Origin of the sequence: Streptomyces pinistramenti (genome assembly GCF_020564935.1) — a bacterium.
GTDB classification, from domain to species: Bacteria; Actinomycetota; Actinomycetes; order Streptomycetales; family Streptomycetaceae; genus Streptomyces; species Streptomyces pinistramenti.
In genome coordinates this window covers 40,626-55,478 of the sequence record NZ_JAJCXB010000051.1, presented here as the reverse complement: position 1 = coordinate 55,478, position 14,853 = coordinate 40,626, and the positions used below count along the sequence as shown (strand labels likewise).

Sequence of the window (14,853 nt, the reverse complement as noted above, 5' to 3'; positions counted from 1 at the left end):
CCCATTCTTGGAATGTTCAACCAACCCATGGCGTTCCGCCGTCATGACCGCAGCGCACCACGACCCCCAGGACTTCAGGGCGTACGGAACGGCGGACGGCACGGCGGACGTGCCCGGCCGCACCCGCGCGCCCCGCGACGACACCTACCTCACCCACGGCGCCCCGGCCGAACGCTGGGCGCGCGCCCAGCTGTTCTTCGACGCCAAGGACTTCACCGCGGCCGCCCGGATCCTGCGCGACCTGGTCGACGAGGCGCCCGCCCGGGTCGGCCCCCGCCTGCTGCTCGCCCGCGCCTACTACCACTCCGCCCAACTGCGCCGCGCCGAGACCGAGTTGCGCGACATCCTGGACCTCGATCCGGTCGAGGACTACGCCCGTCTGATGCTCGGCCGCACCCTGGAGCGCCAGGGCCGCCCCGAGGACGCCGCCGGCCATCTGCGGATCGCGGCGGCGCTGGGCGGGGACGCGAACCGGGGCGCCCGCTAGGCCGTGCCCTCGGTGTCGCGGTACGCCTCCAGCAGCCGCAGCCACACCTCGCTGATCGTCGGGTAGGAGGGCACCGCGTGCCAGAGGCGTTCGACGGGGACCTCGCCGGCCACCGCGACCGTCGCGGAGTGCAGCAGTTCGCCGACGCCGGGGCCGACGAAGGTCGCGCCGAGCAGGATCTCGCGGTCCAGGTCGACGACCATCCGGGCCCGGCCGCGGTAGCCGTCGGCGTACAGGGAGGCGCCGGCCACCGCGCCCAGGTCCTGGTCGACGGCGCGGATCCGGTACCCGGCGCGCTCCGCTTCGGCGGCGGTCAGCCCGACCGATGCGGCTTCGGGGTCGCTGAAGACGACCTGCGGGACGGCCGCGGTGTCGGCGGTGGCGGCGTGCGCGCCCCAGCGGTCGGACTCCAGGACCGGTACGCCCTGGGCGCGCGCGACGATGGCGGCGCCGGCGATTCTGGCCTGGTATTTGCCCTGGTGGGTGAGGAGTGCGCGGTGGTTGACGTCGCCGACGCCGTAGAGCCAGCCGTCGCCGCCCGGGGTGGCGACCAGGCAGCTGTCGTCGACCGCGAGCCAGCTGCCGGGTTCCAGGCCGACGGTCTCCAGGCCGATGTCGTCGGTGCGCGGCGCGCGTCCCGTGGCGATCAGGATCTCGTCGGCGATGATCTCGTCGCCGGTGTCCAGGACGACGGTGACCGCGCCGCCCGGGGCCTCCCGGCGCACCTCGCGGGCCTCGACGCCGGTGCGCAGCAGCACTCCGGCCTCGGCGAGCGATTCGGCGACCAGGTATCCGGCGAACGGTTCCATCCGTGGCAGCAGCCCGTCGCCGCGCACCAGGAGCGTCACGGATGCGCCCAGGGCCCGCCAGGCGGTGGCCATTTCGACGCCGACCACGCCGCCGCCGATGATCACCAGGCGGCCGGGGACGGTTCCCGCGCTGGTCGCCTCGCGGCTGGTCCAGGGCCCGGCCTCGGCGAGCCCCGGGACCGGCGGCAGCACCGCGCGGCTGCCGGTGCAGACCGCGACCGCGTGCCGTGCGGCCAGGGTCCGGCCGTCGACGACGACCCGCCGCGGCCCGGCCAGCCTGCCCTTGCCGCGGACCAGGCCGATACCGGCCGACTCCAGCCAGCGGACCTGCCCTTCGTCCTTCCAGTGGGAGGCGAAGGCGTCGCGGTGGGCGAGCACGGCGGCAGCGTCCAGGGGGCCGTCCACGGCGTCCTTGAGGCCGGGCACCCGGCGGGCCTCGGATCGGGCGGTGACCGGGCGCAGCAGGGCCTTGCTGGGCATGCACGCCCAGTAGGAGCATTCGCCGCCGACCAGTTCGCTCTCCACGACGACGGCGCTCAGCCCGGCGGCGTGTGCCCGGTCGGCGACGTTCTCGCCGGTCGGGCCCGCGCCCAGCACGATGACGTCGTAGGTTTCGTCGGCGGTCGCTGCGCTGGCTGCCATCGGCCTTCGCTCCCTGGATGGCTCGGCGGGGCCCCGTGCGGATGCCCGGGGCCTGGTGGAGGCTTCCCAGGGCCCATCCTGGGCCCGCCGCGGCGTCAGCGCATCCGGCGCTCGACGGCCGTCTTGGCCTCGACGAGGTCGGAGCCGGTCAGTTCGCGGTACTGCTTGATGGCCTGGATCTTCTTGCCCTGCCCCAGCAGCTCGTCGATCTCGGCGTACGCGGGGTCCTCGGGCTCCTGGAGGCCGGTGTGCGCGGACAGCAGCTCGATCTTCCGTTCCAGGCGGGCGATGCGGCGGTTCTGGAGCTTGGCACGGCGGTCGGCGGCGGATATCAGCAGCAGGATGGCGAGGATGAGCAGGCCGGTGACGGACATCAAGGTGGTGTTCATGGACGGAGACTCTACGAGGGCGGCGGGGGACGCCGGGCCCCTCAGAACAGCTTGCCCGGGTTGAGGAGGCCCAGCGGGTCGAAGACGCCCTTGATACCGCGCTGCAACTCCAGCCCCACCGGGCCCAGTTCGCGCGCCAGCCACTCCTTCTTCAGGACGCCGACGCCGTGCTCGCCGGTGATCGTGCCGCCCAGTTCCAGGCCGAGCGCCATGATGTCGTCGAAGGAGGCGCGGGCCCTGCGGGACTCGTCGGGGTCGGCCGCGTCGAAGCAGACGGTGGGGTGCGTGTTGCCGTCGCCCGCGTGCGCGCAGACGCCGATGGTGAGGTCGTACTTCTCGGCGATGGCGGCGGTGCCTTCGAGCATGGCGGCCAGTCGGGAGCGGGGGACGCAGACGTCGTCGATCATGGTGGCCGACTTGAGCTGTTCCAGGGCGGTCAGGGTCAGCCGGCGGGCCTGGAGCAGCAGGTCGGACTCGGCCGGGGTTTCGGCCGGGACGACGTCGGTGGCGCCGGCCGCGGTGCACAGCGCGCCGACCGCGGCGAGGTCGGCGGCCGGATCCGGGGTGTCGAAGGCGGCCAGCAGCAGCGCTTCGGTGGTGTCGGGCAGGCCCATCTTCGTCATGGCGTTGACGGCGCGGATGCTCGTACGGTCCATGAGTTCGAGCAGCGAGGGGGCGTGGCCGCGGGCCATGATCTCGCAGACCGCTTCGCAGGCGGCGGCGGTGGAGGGGAACTCGGCGGCCAGCACGAGCTGTTGGGGCGGCTGCGGCTTGAGGGCGAGGACGGCGCGGACGACGATGCCGAGGCTGCCCTCGGAGCCGACGAACAGCCGGGTGAGGTCGTATCCCGCGACGCCCTTGGCGGTGCGCCTGCCGGTCGTCAGAAGCCGGCCGTCGGCGAGGACGACGTCGAGGCCGAGTACGTACTCCGCGGTGACGCCGTACTTGACGCAGCACAGGCCACCGGACGCGGTACCGATGTTGCCGCCGATGGAGCACTGCTCCCAACTGGAGGGATCCGGCGGGTAGTACAGGCCGTGTGCGTTGACGGCGCGGGAGAGGGTGGCGTTGATGACACCCGGTTCGACGACCGCGATCCGGTCGACGGGGTTGATCTCGATGATGGCGTCCATCTTGGACAGCGAGAGCACGATGCAGCCGTCGGAGGCGTTGGCCGCGCCGGACAGGCCGGTGCGCGAGCCCTGCGGGACGACCGGGACGCGCAGCTCCGTTGCGGTGCGCATGACGTGCTGGACCTGCTCGACGGTGCGTGGCAGGACGACGACGGCGGGTGTGCCGGCCGCGCAGAAGCTCGCCATGTCACGGGCGTAGGAGCCGGTGACGTCGGGGTCGGTGAGGACCGCTTCCCCGGGAAGTCCTGCGCGCAGGCGTGCGATGAGGTCCATAGCGTCCAGCGTCCCATCCGTGGGCGCCGCAGGGAAGATCGCGCGGCGGCGGTGCTCGTGAAGCGGCCCGGCGCGACGCCGCAGGGGCATCGCGCCGGGCCGGCGCCGCCGGGAGGCGGGCGGCGCCCAGGAGCCGCCGGCTCACAGGTTGCCGCGCAGCTCCTGCTCGCGCTCGATCGCCTCGAAGAGGGCCCTGAAGTTGCCCTTGCCGAAGCCCATCGAGCCGTGCCGCTCGATCATTTCGAAGAAGACCGTCGGCTTGTCCTGGACCGGCTTGGTGAAGATCTGCAGCAGGTAGCCGTCCTCGTCGCGGTCGACCAGGATCTTCAGCTCACGCAGCGTCTCGACCGGCACCCGGGTCTCGCCGGCCCACTCGCCGAGGGTGTCGTAGTAGGAGTCGGGGGTGTTCAGGAACTCCACGCCGGCCGCGCGCATCGCCCGGACGCTGGCGACGATGTCGTTGGTGGCCAGCGCGATGTGCTGGACGCCGGGGCCGCCGTAGAACTCCAGGTACTCGTCGATCTGCGACTTCTTCTTCGCAATCGCCGGCTCGTTGAGCGGGAACTTGACCTTGCGGGTGCCGTCGGCGACGACCTTCGACATCAGGGCGGAGTACTCGGTGGCGATGTCGTCGCCGACGAACTCCTTCATGTTCGTGAAGCCCATGACCTTGTTGTAGAAGGCCACCCACTCGTTCATCTTGCCGAGTTCGACGTTGCCGACGCAGTGGTCGATGGCCTGGAAGCGGCGGGCGCCGGTCTCCACGAGCGGCGCGGCCGCGACGTAGCCGGGCAGATAGGGGCCGGTGTAGCCGGTGCGCTCGACGAAGGTGTGCCGGGTCTCGCCGTAGGTGGCGATGGAGGCGCGTACGACGGTGCCGTGCTCGTCCTTGGTCTCGTACGGCTCCTCGATGCCGGTGGCGCCGTGGTCCAGGGCGTAGGCGTACGCGGCGCGGGCGTCGGGGACCTCGACGGCGAGGTCGATGACGCCGTCGCCGTGGGCGGAGACGTGATCGGCGAGGAAACGGCCCCAGTCGGTGGTGGCCTTGATGACGGAGGTGAACACGAACCGGGCGCTGCCGGATTCGAGCACGTAACTGGCGGTCTCGCGGCTGCCGTTCTCCGGTCCGGAGTAGGCGACGCTCTTCATGCCGAAGGCGGTGGCGTAGTAGTGCGCGGCCTGCCTGGCGTTGCCGACGGCGAAGACGACCGCGTCCATCCCCTTGACCGGGAAGGGGTCCGCCTGTCGGGCCGTGCCGGGGGTGGGCTGCGTATGCATCGTGGTGTCTGCCATGGCCGCAGATTCCCTCCGATCCACAAGGTGCGCAATAGTTTGTGCATTCTCTGGGCATTATGTATAGCGAGGTGGGGGTACTGCCGGGCTATCTGTACAGGATGACCATCGAAAAGAGAGGACGCGGCGATGGCGATCGATCATTTGGACGGGGCGCTGCTGGAACTGCTGGCCCGGGAGCCGCGGATCGGTGTCCTGGAAGCGTCGCGGCGGCTCGGCGTGGCACGCGGGACGGTGCAGGCGCGGCTCGACCGCCTTCAGTCCAATGGAGTGATCAGAGGTTTCGGCCCGGACGTCGACCCGGCCGCACTGGGCTATCCGGTGACCGCATTTGCGACGCTTGAGATCAAACAAGGTCAAGGCGCGGACGTACGCGCTCACTTGACGACCGTTCCTGAAGTGTTGGAGCTGCATACAACGACGGGACATGGGGACATGCTCTGCAGGCTCGTCGCGCGGTCCAACGCCGATCTCCAACGTGTGATCGACCGGGTCGTAGGTTTTGATGGCATCGTGCGAGCTTCGACGGCAATCGTTATGGAGAATCCGGTTCCGCTACGCATCATCCCTCTGGTGCAGCAGGCGTCGGGGGACTGACCGAGGGGAGCGCGAGTGAGCTTCTGGGAGTACGTCGGCAACCGGCACGCCCAGTTGCTGACGGATACGCTGCAGCACGCCAGCGCGGTCTTCCAGTGCATGGTGATCGCCACCGTGCTGGGGGTTCTCATCGGCGTCCTCACGTACCGCAGCAACTGGGCGGGCAACCTCGCCACCACCGCCACCGTCACGATCCTGACCGTCCCGTCGCTCGCCATGATCGGCCTGCTCATCCCGATCGTCGGCCTCGGCGTCGCCCCCACCGTCATCGCCCTGACGCTGTACGGGCTGCTGCCGGTCGTCCGCAACGCCATCGTCGGGCTGCGCGGCGTGGATCCCACCCTCGTCGACGCCGCCAAGGGCATCGGGATGTCCCGCACCGCCCGCCTCCTGCGGGTCGAACTGCCGCTGGCCTGGCCGCCGATCCTCACCGGCATCCGCGTCGCGACCCAGATGCTGATGGGCATCGCCGCCATCGCCGCGTTCGCATCGGGCCCCGGCCTCGGCAACGAAATCTTCCGCGGCATCGCCTCCCTGGGCAGCGCCAACGCCCTCAACCAAGTGCTCTCCGGCACCCTCGGAATCGCCATCCTGGCCCTGCTCTTCGACGCCGTTTACGTCCTGATCGGACGCCTGACCATCCCCAGGGGGATCCGTGCCTGAGACGTCCGACGCCGCCACCGCTTCCGGCGCCCGCATACAGCTGGAGAACCTGACGAAGATCTATCCGGGCAGTCAGGGCCCGGCGGTGGAGAGCGTCAACATGGAGATCAAGGCCGGCGAACTGGTCGTGTTCGTCGGCCCTTCGGGCTGCGGCAAGTCCACCACGCTCAAGATGATCAACCGCCTGATCGAGCCCACATCCGGGCGCATACGCATAGGCGACGAGGACGTCACCGACATGGACCCGGTCAGGCTCCGCCGCAAGGTCGGCTACGCCATCCAGTCGTCAGGGCTCTTCCCGCACATGACCGTCGCCCAGAACATCGCGCTGGTGCCGAAGATGGTCGGCTGGTCGAAGGCGAAGGTCAAAAGCCGGGTCGAGGAGATGCTCGACCTCGTCGGGCTTGATCCGGCCGAGTTCCACCACCGCTATCCGCGCCAGCTCTCCGGCGGCCAGCAGCAGCGCGTCGGCGTCGCCCGCGCCCTGGCCGCCGACCCGCCCGTCCTGCTCATGGACGAGCCGTTCGGCGCCGTCGACCCGATCACCCGCGACCACCTCCAGGACGAGCTGATCCGGCTCCAGCACGAGCTGCACAAGACCATCTGCTTCGTCACCCACGACTTCGACGAGGCCATCAAGCTCGGCGACCGCATCGCGGTGCTCCGCGAGCGCTCGCACATCGCCCAGTTCGACACCCCGGAAGCCATCCTCACCAACCCGGCGGACGACTTCGTGTCCGGCTTCGTGGGCGCGGGCGCCGCGCTCAAACGCCTCAACCTCACCCGCGTACGCGACGTCGGCATCGTCGACTTCGCCACCGCGGCGGTGGACGACCCGCTCCAGGACATCTTCGACCTGCTGCGCTCCGGCACCACCAACGAGGTCCTGCTCCTCGACCGGCACCGCCGCCCCTACAAGTGGCTGCGCCGCGGTGACCTCTCCCGCGCCAAGGGGACGCTGGCACGGGCCGGGACGCTGGTACACGACACGGTGACCCGGGACGCGACCCTGCGCGACGCGCTTGAGGCGGTCCTGACCGACAACGCGGGACGGGTCGCGGTCACCGGCAGGCGCGGCGAATACATCGGCGTCGTCGACATGGAAACCCTGATGAACAACGTCCACGAACTCCTTGAGGCGGACCGGCTGGACGCCGTCGAGCACCAGCACCAGCTCCAGGAGCAACGGGCCCGCCAGACCCACCTGGCGCAGGAGGGCATCGAGGGCGCGGGCGGCTCCCGTGGAGCCACGGCATGACGCCGCGCGACGAGAGCCACCCGCGCAGGGACGAACGGCCGCCGGGCGAACACGAGGTGCACGGGCTGGCCTTCCGCGACGTGGTCCAGGCCGAGGAGCGGGCGACCGCGACCGGCGAGGCGCCCGCCCCTGTCGCCGCGGGCGGCGCCCGCCGGATCAGCTGGCAGAAGTGGACCTTCATGCCGGCCTTCCTGATCGTCGCGCTGCTCATCACCTGGCTGTGGTTCCGTGGCGCCCGTCTCGACTCCATCGCCCACCAGGCGGTGGACAACGGCAAGGTGGGGCTCGCGGTGCGCCAGCACATCCAGCTCACCGTCGTCTCCACCTTCTTCGTGCTGATCATCGCGATCCCGCTGGGCATCGCGCTGACCCGCGCCAAGCTGCGCCGGGCCACCCCGGTGGCGATGGCCTTCGCCAACCTCGGCCAGGCCGTCCCCGCGCTGGGCCTGCTGATCCTGCTGGTGATCTGGCTCGGCATCGGCGCGGGCTCCGCCGTCGTCGGCATGGTCATCTACGCCGTGCTGCCGGTGCTGGCCAACACCATCGCCGGGCTGCGCGGCATCGACCCCACGCTCACCGAGGCCGCCCGCGGCATCGGCATGTCCCCCATGGGCGTACTGCGCAAGGTCGAACTGCCGCTGGCCGTACCGCTGATCCTGGCGGGTGTCCGCACCGCGCTGGTCCTGAACGTCGGCACCGCGACGCTGGCCACCTTCGGCGGCGGCGGCGGTCTCGGCGACCTGATCTCGGCGGGCATCGTGACCCAGCGGATGCCCGTACTGATTCTCGGCTCCGTCCTGACCGTGGCGCTCGCCCTGCTGGTCGAATGGCTGGCATCGCTCGCCGAACTGCTGCTGCGGCCGCACGGCCTGGAGGCAACCACGTGAGCACCCACCGGATACCGGACGGCCGCCGCGGGACCTGGCCGCGCCGCGCCGCCCTCCTCGCCACCGCGCTGCTCACCGCCGCCGCACTCGGCGGCTGCGGCCTGGTCAGCGGCAGCGCGATGAGCGACACCGTCTCCCCCGGCCCCGCCGGCTACCCGGGCCGTCCGCTCAAGGGCGCCCAACTGACCGTGACCTCCAAGGAGTTCACCGAGCAGATCGTCCTCGGCCAGATCATGGGCATCGTCTTCGAGGCGGCCGGCGCCACGGTCATCGACAAGACCAGCATCCAGGGGTCGATCGGCGCCCGCGAGGCCGTCAAGTCCGGTACGGCGGACGCCGCGTACGAATACACCGGCACCGGCTGGATCACCTACCTCGGCCACACCAAGCCGATCGCCGACCCGCAGCGGCAGTGGCAGGTGGTGCGGGACGAGGACCGGAAGAACGGCATCGTCTGGCTGCCGCCGTCGAAGCTCAACAACACCTACGCGCTGGCGCTGAACACCGCCCAGCAGAAGAAGCTGGGCCTGCACACCCTCTCGGACGTCGCCCGGCTCTCCCGCAAGGATCCCGGCGCGCTGTCGATGTGCGTCGAGAACGAGTTCGCCGCCCGCAACGACGGCTACCCCGGCATGGCGCGGGCGTACGGCATGAAGATCCCGGCCGCCAGCATCCGCAAGATGACCGGCGGCGTCGTCTACACCGAGACCGCCGAGGGCGGCACCTGCAAACTCGGCGAGGTCTTCACCACCGACGGCCGGATCAAGGCGATGAACCTGCACGTCCTCGCCGACGACAAGCACTTCTTCCCCAACTACAACGCCGCCCCCGAGATCAACGCCGAGTCGCTGAAGAAGCACCCGGAGATCGCCGAGGTGCTGGCGCCGATCACCAAGGCACTCGACAACAGCGTGGCCCAGCGGCTCAACCGCCAGGTGGACGTGGACGGGCAGGACCCGCACAAGGTCGCCCTGGACTGGCTGGTCGAGGCGGGCTTCGTCAAGGAGGGCTGACCGGGCCACGCGGGCACCGCGCCGGGCCGGGCGCAGGCGCTCAGCAGGCGGGGACCTTGCCGCCGTCCTTCAGGGCCTTCAGGGCGTCCACCGCACCGTCGAGCGTGGTGACGGGAACCAGCCGCAGCCCGCGGGGCAGCTCGGCCCGCGCGTCCGCGCACTCCCTCTGCGGGACGAGGAAGACGGTGGCGCCGTCGCGGTGCGCCGCCTGCGTCTTCAGCGGCACCCCGCCGACCGGGCCGACCGTGCCGTCGGCGGTGATGGTGCCGGTGCCGGCGATGGTCCGGCCGCCGGTCAGGTCGTGGCCCGCGCCGTCCCCGTCCAGCTTGTCGATGATGCCGAGCGCGAACATCAGGCCGGCGCTCGGCCCTCCGATGTCCGCGAGCCGCAGGGTGACCTTGACGTCCTTCGGGGACTTGTGGAGGTGGCCGAGTGCGGCGCTGGTGGCGGAGTTCTGCGAGTCCTTCATCTGCGCCGCGTTGTGCTCGGCGATCTCCTTGGTGTTGTCGCCCACCGGATAGACCGCCTCACGCGGCATCACGGCCTGGTCCGTACGGAACCAGCCCCTGACGACGTCCGGCAGATGGACCGGGGCGTCGGGTCCGGTGGCAACGATGGCGGTCATCCGCAGCTGCCCGCTGGTCTTGCGGACCTCGGCGCCGGAGAGGGTGATCACCGGTCTCCCCTTGTTGTCCCCGAGGACATTCGCCGTCGGCCCGGGAGAGGCCACCGAGAACGGCAGCGGTGCGAGGGCCGCCGTCAGCAGCAGGGCGAGGACGAGGACGGCACAGATCGTCAGGGCACGGGCGCGTGAGGACACCCCGCCACCCTAGAGGAACCCCGCACGGTACGAGCCACCGCAGGCGGCAACGCCCCGTACGCGAGGGCTCACCGCAGGGCTTCGGAGACCTCCCGGGCGGCGTCGACCACCCGCGGCCCGATCCGGTCGTTGACGGTGTCGGCGAGCATCACCACCCCCACGCTCCCCTCGATGCCGCTCACCCCGAGCAGCGGCGCCGCCGCCCCGCTCGCACCGGCCTCCAACTCCCCGTGGGTCAGGGCGAGTCCGGCATCCTGGGTGCGGCCCTGCCGGGCCTTGAGGATCGCCCGGCCGGCCGCCCCGCGGTCCAGCGGGTGCCGGAAACCGGTCCGGTAGGCGACGTGGTAGTCGGTCCAGGTCGGCTCCACGACGGCGACGGCCAGCGCTTCGGTGCCGTCGACGAGCGTGAGATGGGCGGTGGCCCCGATGTCCTCGGCCAGCGAGCGCAGCGCGGGCAGCGCGGCCTCCCGGACCAGCGGGTGAACCTGGCGGCCCAGGCGCAGGACGCCCAGGCCGACTCTGGCCCGGCCGCCCAGATCGCGGCGCACCAGAGCGTGCTGCTCCAGGGTGGCCAGCAGCCGGTAGACCACGGTGCGGTTGACGCCGAGCTTGTTGGACAGCTCGGTGACGGTCAGCCCGTGATCGGTATCGGCAAGCAGTTTCAGGACTCGCAGTCCTCGGTCGAGCGTCTGGGAGGTCTCCGCGGTCACGACGCCCCCTCCTGGTCTGAGTGGCGGGCTCGGACGCGGCGCGCTGTCGTCCCGGATCAGCGCGCGCAAGAGGCCGCCGGCCGCATCGCACCGGCTGCGCTCCGCGGCGGCGCTGCCACGGGGCGTGTGCGTGACCGGACAGTAGCGAGCCAGTCCGGTCAGCGGAAGGGTCCGTCCAGAATCCGGTCTTTCCTGCCCGGAATGTCCACCACGTCCCGACCGTACGCGCCAGTAATCTTTCGGCTACGAGCGGGAGTTGACCATTCCGTTACGCCGGCGGAGCCGGGCGCGAACGCCACGGGGCGGCACGCTCCCGGCGCACCGCCCCGCCCCGCTTCGCCCCTTTTGCTACCGCATCCGCGTGGCCCACTCCTGGACCTTCTTGATGCGCTCGCCCAGCTGCCCCGCGGTGGCCTCCGCGCTCGGCGGCCCGCCGCACACCCGCCGCAGCTCGGTGTGGATCACGCCGTGCGGCTTGCCGCTCTGGTGCACGTACGCGCCGACCAGAGTGTTCAGCTGCTTCCGCAGCTCCAGCATCTCCTTGTGCGAGACCACCGGACGCCGCTCGGCCGGCAGCTCCAGCAGATCGGCCTCGGCGTCCGGCTTCTTCTTGCTGTGCGCGATCTGCCGCGCCTGCCGCTTCTGGAGCAGCATCTGCACCTGGTCGGGCTCCAGCAGCCCGGGAATGCCGAGGTAGTCCTGCTCCTCCTCGCTGCCCGCGTGCGCCTGCATGCCGAACTCGGCGCCGTCGTAGAGCACCCGGTCGAAGACGGCCTCGGACTCCAGCGCCTCGAACGAGAACTGCTCCTGCTCGCCGGTGTCCTCGTCCTGCTGCTTCTCGGCCTCCTCCATCTCCTTCTCGGACTCCGCGTACGGGTCCTCGTCGCCGTCCTTCTTCGGCTTGTCGAGCACGTGATCGCGCTCGACCTCCATCTCGTTCGCGAACTCCAGGAGCATCGGAACGGTGGGCACGAAGACGGACGCCGTCTCACCACGCTTGCGCGACCGTACGAAACGGCCCACGGCCTGCGCGAAGAACAGCGGCGTGGAGATGGTCGTGGCGTACACGCCGACCGCGAGCCGCGGCACGTCGACACCCTCGGACACCATCCGGACCGCGACCATCCAGCGGTCGTCGGACTGCGCGAAGTCGTCGATGCGCTGCGAGGCCCCGCCGTCGTCGGAGAGCACCAGGGTCGCGCCCCGCCCGGTGATCTCCCGGATCAGCTTCGCGTACGCGCGCGCCTGCTCCTGGTCGGAGGCGATCACCAGCGCGCCCGCGTCCGGGATGCCCTTGCGGACCTCGGTCAGCCGCTGGTCGGCCGCCCGCAGCACGTTCGGCATCCAGTCGCCGCGCGGGTCCAGCGCGGTGCGCCAGGCTTGCGAGACGGCGTCCTTGGTCATCGGCTCGCCGAGCTTCGCGGCGATCTCGTCGCCCGCCTTCGTCCGCCAGCGCATGTTGCCGCTGTAGGAGAGGAAGATGACCGGCCGCACCACGCCGTCGGACAGCGCGTTGCCGTAGCCGTAGGTGTAGTCGGCGGACGACCTGCGGATCCCGTCGTTGCCCTCCTCATACGTCACGAAGGGGATCGGGTTGGTGTCCGACCTGAAGGGCGTACCGGTCAGCGCGAGGCGGCGGGTGGCCGGCTCGAACGCCTCCAGGCACGCCTCGCCCCAGGACTTCGAGTCACCTGCGTGATGGATCTCGTCGAGGATGACCAGGGTCTTGCGCTGCTCGATGCGGTTGCGGTGCAGCATCGGCCGCACGCCGACACCGGCGTAGGTGATCGCGACGCCGTGGTACTCGCGGCCCAACGGGCCCGCGCTGTACTCCGGGTCGAGCTTGATCCCGATCCGGGCCGCCGCCTCCGACCACTGCTTCTTCAGGTGCTCGGTGGGTGCGACGACGGTCACCTGCTGCACGACGGGGTGGTGCAGCAGCCACGAGGCGAGGGTGAGCGCAAAGGTGGTCTTGCCTGCACCGGGTGTCGCGACGGCGAGGAAGTCGGTCGGTTGGGTCTGGATGTACCGGTCCATGGCCGCCTGCTGCCAGGCGCGCAGCTTGGTTGCGGTACCCCAGGGGGCCCGGCCCGGGAAGGCCGGGGACAGGTGGTGGCGGTTGGTGGCGCTGGTGGTGGTAGTCACGGTCTCCGTCGGCTGGCTCGGCGATCGGCAACCGCGTCAGCCTACCGGTGCGGGCCGCCGCGCTCCGGGGTCCGGAGCCGGGTGACCCGGCGGTGGGACCGAGGTCACATCCGGCGCCGCCACCCGCCGTCCGCCTACGGCGCCTTCGGCTTCAGCCGGCCCGCCAGGCACGCGCCGGTCAGGGCCACCGCCGCCATCGCGGCGAAGACGGCGGCGAAGGCCGCGGGCCGGGCCGCCGGGCCGCCGATGGCCGCGGCCTGCCCGCCCGCGGCAATTGCGCCGCCGCCGAAGGCCACGAACAGCGCCCCGCTCAGGCCGACGAAACCGACGTTGCCCAGGGCGTCCGCCATCTGGAGCGACGCGGAGTTGCTGCCCGCCTCCTCGGGCCGCGACAGCTTCAGGAGCAGCACCCCGCCACTGGAGATGTTCAGGCCCATGCCGAAGCCGCCGAGCGCCCAGCCGGCGGCGACGACCCAGACCGGCATCCCGTCCAGCAGCACCAGCGGCACCGCGGCGATGGCGCAGCCGAGGAAGAACAGGCCGAGGCCCATCAGCCGCTCCCGGTACGCCTCCATGCGCGGCCTGCTCTGCACGTACGAGCCGAGCGCCCAGGTCAGGCCGCCGCCGGTGAGCGAGAGGCCGGCGAGCGTGGCGGACAGGCCCCGCTGGGTGACCAGCATCAGCGGGATGAAGCTCTCGGACGCGACCAGCGCACCGGCCGCGAGCCCCCGCATCAGCACCACGGTCGGCAGCCCGCGCGCCGCCCGGAACGTGCCGCGGGGAAGCAGCCGCAGCACCCCCGGCACCAGCAGCGCGAGCCCCGCGGCGGCCGGCAGCAGCGCGTACCGGTCCGGGTGCTGGCCCGCGTACTGGAGCAGCCAGGCACCCACCGCGACGGCCAGGGCGAGCAGCGCGCGCCGGCTGCGCAGCACCCGGCCGATACCGCCCGCCGCGGCCGCCTCCTTCGGCAGGCCGCGGAGCGCGGGCAGCATCACGCCGAGCGGCAGCAGGATCAGCACGGGGATGGCGAGGAACACCCACCGCCAGCCGGCCTGCTCGGCGACCGTCCCCGCGACCAGCGGCCCGACGATCACCGGCAGCACCCAGGCGGCCGAGAACGACGCCATGACGGCCGGGCGCAGCCGCTCGGGATAGGCCCGTCCGACGACGACGTACAGCGAGACGATGACCAGCCCGCCGCCAAGCCCCTGGACGCCGCGGCCCGCCACGAACATGCCCATGCTCTGCGCGCCGCCCGCGGTCAGCAGCCCGGCGCCGAACGCGGCGATGCCGGTGAACAGCGGGGCGAGCGGGCCGCGCCGGTCGTTCCATTCACCGGCCAGCGCCATGGCGAACAGGCTCGCGGTGAAGAACGCGGAGAAGGCGAAGGCGTACATCTCGATGCCGTGCAGCGCGCGGGCGGCGACCGGCATCGCGGTGTTCACGGCGCTCGCCTCGAAGGCGATGAGCGAGACGACGGAGACGATGCCGAGGGTCAGCGCCCGGTGGGCCCGCCCGAGAACCCCCGCTCCGTCATCGGCCTCCGGGGACCGGCCGGCTATGCCGGGAAGATCGTCGCCGTCCGCGGCACCAGCGGCCACCGGCGCTGCGGCGGTATCGGCGACGGCATCGGCACCATCCGTTTCGGGCGAGGGATCGGCACTCATCGGGCCAGCGTAAGGGCCGCAGATCCGGAACACCCCTGTCGCAGGACGGGATTCACCTAGGCCATCG

The 14,853-nt window shown here is 71.5% G+C and carries 14 protein-coding genes; 6 read left to right on the top strand and 8 right to left on the bottom strand.

All coding sequences use genetic code 11. The features are described from left to right. The first annotated feature begins 109 nt into the window (after positions 1-109). Positions 110-487, top strand: coding sequence for a tetratricopeptide repeat protein (locus tag LIU39_RS27375; protein ID WP_227049578.1), 378 nt, complete (start codon positions 110-112; stop codon positions 485-487). On the opposite strand, the gene LIU39_RS27370 is transcribed toward LIU39_RS27375, so the two are convergent. From LIU39_RS27370 to hppD, 4 genes are all read right to left on the bottom strand, one after another. After that, a complete protein-coding gene (locus LIU39_RS27370) occupies positions 484-1,938 on the bottom strand; it encodes a dihydrolipoyl dehydrogenase family protein (protein ID WP_227049573.1) in 1,455 nt (484 codons plus the stop codon). The genes LIU39_RS27375 and LIU39_RS27370 overlap by 4 nt on opposite strands. Positions 1,939-2,033: 95 nt before the next feature. Then, entirely contained in the window at positions 2,034-2,327 is a 294-nt protein-coding gene (locus LIU39_RS27365) for a hypothetical protein (protein ID WP_227049572.1), read from the bottom strand. Positions 2,328-2,368: 41 nt separating this feature from the next. Then, positions 2,369-3,733, bottom strand: a complete 1,365-nt coding sequence (locus tag LIU39_RS27360) for an FAD-binding oxidoreductase (RefSeq protein ID WP_227049571.1) — start codon at positions 3,731-3,733, stop codon at positions 2,369-2,371. 141 nt (positions 3,734-3,874) lie between these two features. Beyond that, positions 3,875-5,026: a 4-hydroxyphenylpyruvate dioxygenase gene (hppD, locus tag LIU39_RS27355; RefSeq protein WP_227049570.1), complete on the bottom strand. Its 1,152-nt coding sequence runs from the start codon at positions 5,024-5,026 to the stop codon at positions 3,875-3,877. Between the two features lie 129 nt (positions 5,027-5,155). On the opposite strand from hppD, the gene LIU39_RS27350 reads away from it, so the two are divergent. The 5 genes from LIU39_RS27350 to LIU39_RS27330 are packed head-to-tail and all read left to right on the top strand — an operon-like array spanning position 5,156 to position 9,444. Continuing rightward, positions 5,156-5,623: an Lrp/AsnC family transcriptional regulator gene (locus LIU39_RS27350; RefSeq protein WP_227049569.1), complete on the top strand. Its 468-nt coding sequence runs from the start codon at positions 5,156-5,158 to the stop codon at positions 5,621-5,623. A 15-nt stretch (positions 5,624-5,638) separates the two neighbouring features. Continuing rightward, positions 5,639-6,286 (top strand): ABC transporter permease, encoded by a 648-nt coding sequence (locus LIU39_RS27345; RefSeq protein ID WP_227049568.1) that lies wholly within the window; start codon positions 5,639-5,641, stop codon positions 6,284-6,286. Continuing rightward, on the top strand, positions 6,279-7,544 hold the full coding sequence (locus LIU39_RS27340) for a betaine/proline/choline family ABC transporter ATP-binding protein (RefSeq protein ID WP_227049567.1): 1,266 nt from the start codon (positions 6,279-6,281) through the stop codon (positions 7,542-7,544). Before LIU39_RS27345 ends, LIU39_RS27340 begins: the two co-directional genes overlap by 8 nt. After that, positions 7,541-8,431 (top strand): ABC transporter permease, encoded by an 891-nt coding sequence (locus LIU39_RS27335; protein ID WP_227049566.1) that lies wholly within the window; start codon positions 7,541-7,543, stop codon positions 8,429-8,431. Before LIU39_RS27340 ends, LIU39_RS27335 begins: the two co-directional genes overlap by 4 nt. Further along, positions 8,428-9,444 carry a glycine betaine ABC transporter substrate-binding protein gene (locus tag LIU39_RS27330; protein ID WP_372464069.1) on the top strand — a complete coding sequence of 339 codons (1,017 nt, stop codon included), beginning with the start codon at positions 8,428-8,430 and terminating at the stop codon, positions 9,442-9,444. The genes LIU39_RS27335 and LIU39_RS27330 overlap by 4 nt, the downstream gene beginning before the upstream one ends. A 40-nt stretch (positions 9,445-9,484) precedes the next feature. On the opposite strand, the gene LIU39_RS27325 is transcribed toward LIU39_RS27330, so the two are convergent. From LIU39_RS27325 to LIU39_RS27310, 4 genes are all read right to left on the bottom strand, one after another. Beyond that, positions 9,485-10,264, bottom strand: a complete 780-nt coding sequence (locus tag LIU39_RS27325) for a S16 family serine protease (protein WP_227049565.1) — start codon at positions 10,262-10,264, stop codon at positions 9,485-9,487. A gap of 68 nt (positions 10,265-10,332) precedes the next feature. Beyond that, positions 10,333-10,974: an IclR family transcriptional regulator gene (locus LIU39_RS27320; protein WP_227049564.1), complete on the bottom strand. Its 642-nt coding sequence runs from the start codon at positions 10,972-10,974 to the stop codon at positions 10,333-10,335. A gap of 348 nt (positions 10,975-11,322) precedes the next feature. Beyond that, positions 11,323-13,119, bottom strand: a complete 1,797-nt coding sequence (locus LIU39_RS27315; RefSeq protein ID WP_227049563.1) for a DEAD/DEAH box helicase — start codon at positions 13,117-13,119, stop codon at positions 11,323-11,325. A gap of 134 nt (positions 13,120-13,253) precedes the next feature. Further along, the gene (locus LIU39_RS27310) at positions 13,254-14,786 is read right to left on the bottom strand and encodes an MFS transporter (protein WP_227049562.1); all 1,533 of its coding nucleotides are present in this window, start codon (positions 14,784-14,786) and stop codon (positions 13,254-13,256) included. Positions 14,787-14,853: the final 67 nt, after the last annotated feature.

Excerpts from the sequence above, each read along its gene's own strand:
- LIU39_RS27370 (WP_227049573.1), bottom strand. The coding sequence starts at position 1,938 with ATGGCAGCCAGCGCAGCGACCGCCGACGAAACCTACGACGTCATCGTG.
- LIU39_RS27365 (WP_227049572.1), bottom strand. The coding sequence starts at position 2,327 with ATGAACACCACCTTGATGTCCGTCACCGGCCTGCTCATCCTCGCCATC.
- LIU39_RS27360 (WP_227049571.1), bottom strand. The coding sequence starts at position 3,733 with ATGGACCTCATCGCACGCCTGCGCGCAGGACTTCCCGGGGAAGCGGTC.
- hppD (WP_227049570.1), bottom strand. The coding sequence starts at position 5,026 with ATGGCAGACACCACGATGCATACGCAGCCCACCCCCGGCACGGCCCGA.
- LIU39_RS27350 (WP_227049569.1), top strand. The coding sequence starts at position 5,156 with ATGGCGATCGATCATTTGGACGGGGCGCTGCTGGAACTGCTGGCCCGG.
- LIU39_RS27335 (WP_227049566.1), top strand. The coding sequence starts at position 7,541 with ATGACGCCGCGCGACGAGAGCCACCCGCGCAGGGACGAACGGCCGCCG.
- LIU39_RS27310 (WP_227049562.1), bottom strand. The coding sequence starts at position 14,786 with ATGAGTGCCGATCCCTCGCCCGAAACGGATGGTGCCGATGCCGTCGCC.